This is a genomic window from Clostridium senegalense, assembly GCF_018916625.1.
GTDB lineage: Bacteria > Bacillota > Clostridia > Clostridiales > Clostridiaceae > Clostridium_J > Clostridium_J senegalense.
Genome location: NZ_JAHLNC010000026.1, coordinates 1 through 2743 on the forward strand (window position 1 = coordinate 1; position 2743 = coordinate 2743).

The 2743-nt window shown below is 25.5% G+C and carries 2 protein-coding genes, 1 tRNA gene and 1 rRNA gene; 1 reads left to right on the forward strand and 3 read right to left on the reverse strand.

From position 1 onward, the window contains the following. A 16S ribosomal RNA gene (locus KQI36_RS17505) occupies window positions 1-69 on the reverse strand; the annotation flags it as partial. 589 nt (window positions 70-658) lie between these two features. Between KQI36_RS17505 and KQI36_RS17510 the strand changes: the two genes are divergently transcribed. After that, window positions 659-1396, forward strand: coding sequence for a hypothetical protein (locus KQI36_RS17510; protein WP_216452006.1), 738 nt, complete (start codon window positions 659-661; stop codon window positions 1394-1396). 51 nt (window positions 1397-1447) lie between these two features. Here KQI36_RS17510 and KQI36_RS17515 read toward each other — a convergent pair whose 3' ends face one another. Both KQI36_RS17515 and KQI36_RS17520 read right to left on the reverse strand, forming a co-directional pair. After that, window positions 1448-2536, reverse strand: a complete 1089-nt coding sequence (locus KQI36_RS17515) for a mechanosensitive ion channel family protein (RefSeq protein ID WP_216452007.1) — start codon at window positions 2534-2536, stop codon at window positions 1448-1450. A gap of 126 nt (window positions 2537-2662) precedes the next feature. Further along, window positions 2663-2738 (reverse strand) — tRNA-Lys (locus KQI36_RS17520). Window positions 2739-2743: the final 5 nt, after the last annotated feature.

Genomic DNA, 2743 nt, shown 5'->3' on the forward strand with positions numbered 1-2743 from the left:
TCGCTCGACTTGCATGTGTTAGGCACGCCGCCAGCGTTCGTCCTGAGCCAGGATCAAACTCTCAATTTAAAAGTTTGAACTGCTTCAAGCAATTTGCTGACTATAATAGTCAATTTTTTTACATCTTTCGATGTGAGCATCTACAAAATAGATTCTCAAATGAATTAACTGGTTTTACCTATATTTATCTGTTTAATTTTCAAAGACCAATTCGTCATCACCTGACGACTTTTACTATTTTACTAGGTTTTAACTTCTTTGTCAACACTTTTCTAAAACTTTTTTTCAATTTTTTTAAGTGTCTTTTAAAGTTTAAATCCTTATCGCTTGAGCTGCTTACTTGCTTGCCTCAGCGACAAGATTTATTATATATAACTATATTAAATTAAATTTTCCTTAATTGTATAATTTAAATTAATTAATTACATTTTTCTACTTTTTTCTTTATTTTTCTTTATTTTTCTACTGATGATACACTTGGTTAAGTTTATATTAAATATATATTTTAAAGTTTATGTTTTACTTATATATCTAAAAATTAACAAAATTCCACAACAAATATAATCTATACTTTATAAAATTTTACACCATGAATAAGTTTATAGTTTTAGGTTAAACTAACTCTTGTCATAAAATTTTATAGTATGGTGATATATAAATGAAAATAAAAACTTATAAAAATAAAGGTTTAATTATTAACCTTATAACAACTTATTTTGTTGCATTTACTTGTTTCATTTTTATAAAAATGCTTAATATAACTATTTTTTCTAATGATAATATACCAACATTTAAAGAAGATATTTTTTTATCTTTTAAAGAAGATTCTACTGTTTCTTATTATGATAAGTATAACAGTCCCGAATTTTACTCTATTAAATTAAATATGAGTAATGAAAAATGTAAGAATATATATATGCATAATGAAGAAATGACAAGAAAAAGTACTACAAATCATCTCCATGAAGATTTTAAATACAAAAGAGTAAACATAGATGCTTTAAAAAAATATTTAGCTCAAAGAGATTCTATATTAGCTGAAGAACCTTATTTTTCTACTATTATAGATACAGCTAGAAATTTTAATTTAAACCCACTATTATTATTTGCTATTACAGGTCAAGAGCAAGGCTTTGTTCCTAAAAATAATCCTTATTGCACTACAATAGCTAATAATCCATTTAATATATTTAATAGCTGGCAAAGTTATAATACTGACATTGGAGATGCCTCACAAATTGTTTCAAGAACAGTTGTAAATTTATCCTTAAACAGACCTGAAGATGAAGATCCTTTTCGTTGGCTTAATCAAAAGTATTCTGAAGATGAATCTTGGTTTAAGGGTGTGAAAAGCATATATTTATCTCTTGAAAAATCAGTTCCTTATATAGAATAAAATTAATACTAATATAATAAAAAAACTATGGTTTAAAACCATAGTTTTTGTTTACTTTTCAATATAAACACTTGTTGTTGGAAATGCCACATCTATCTTTTCACTTTCTAATATATCTAAGATTTTAAAGTTTACATCATTTTTTACTTTCATGTATTCACTTAAACTTGTTTTGTTAGTATAATATGCTATAACTATATCTAAACTACTACTATTATAACTATCAAAATAAACTAATATGCCATCTTTGTTTACGTCACTCTCTTTTAATAGCATGTCTTGTATTCTATTTATACATACTTGAATCTTTTCTTTAGATGTATCATAAGTTACACCTAAAACAAAACTTATTTTTCTTATATCACGTTTAGTAAAGTTTAATATAGATGCATTAGCTAACGTGGAATTAGGTATTGTTATTAAAACCTTATCTGATGTTCTTATTTTAGTACTTCTTATAGATATATCTTCTACTTCTCCTTCAACACTTCCACATTGTATCCAATCTCCAATAGAAAAAGACCTATCAAATATTATACTTATACCAGCAAATATGTTGGCAGCAGTATCTTTAGATGCTAATGCTATAACAGCTCCTCCGATTCCTGCACTTGCTATAAGTCCTTTTACAGGCATTCCCCATTCTTGTGCAACAGTAAGTACAACTACAACTATAATAGCTACTTTTATAAATTTAGCTATAAAAGAATATGCTATTTTATCTAATTTTCCATCACTGTCTTGAAATTTATTAAATATTTCCGGTGGTTTCTCAACTATATTTATAAGCGATTGTGCTATTAATAATAAAACACAACTATTAAATACTCTATTTAGTATAAGAGCATTTATGCTAAATATATCAAAAATTGTTAGTATTATTATGTATACACCTAATAATAACAAGAAATTTTTTATAGGATTTTCTATAGCTTCTATTATGTTAAAATTATTTTTAATCTCTAATTTTAATAAAATTTTATTTATACCTTTTATTATGTACTTCACTAAAACATTTTTTAAAAACAATATTAATAAAAATGTTCCAATTGCAATAGCTAACTTAATCCATACAATATACATTTCTTGACCTATTGTATTTGGTCCTATTCTTTCTGCACTGTTTAATAAAGATAACATACATTCTCCTTTCATAAGATAAATACCGTTTAATTTTTATATCTATTATAACACTTCATTTTATTTTATATAAACCTTTATTTTTAAATTTATATATAAAAAAGTCGTAGTATAAATACTACGACTTGGTGGCTCACCGGGGAATCGAACCCCGGACACCATGATTAAAAGTCATGTGCTCTACCGACTGAGCTAGTGAACCATACT

Excerpts from the sequence above, each read along its gene's own strand:
- KQI36_RS17515 (WP_216452007.1), bottom strand. The coding sequence starts at position 2,536 with ATGTTATCTTTATTAAACAGTGCAGAAAGAATAGGACCAAATACAATA.
- KQI36_RS17510 (WP_216452006.1), top strand. The coding sequence starts at position 659 with ATGAAAATAAAAACTTATAAAAATAAAGGTTTAATTATTAACCTTATA.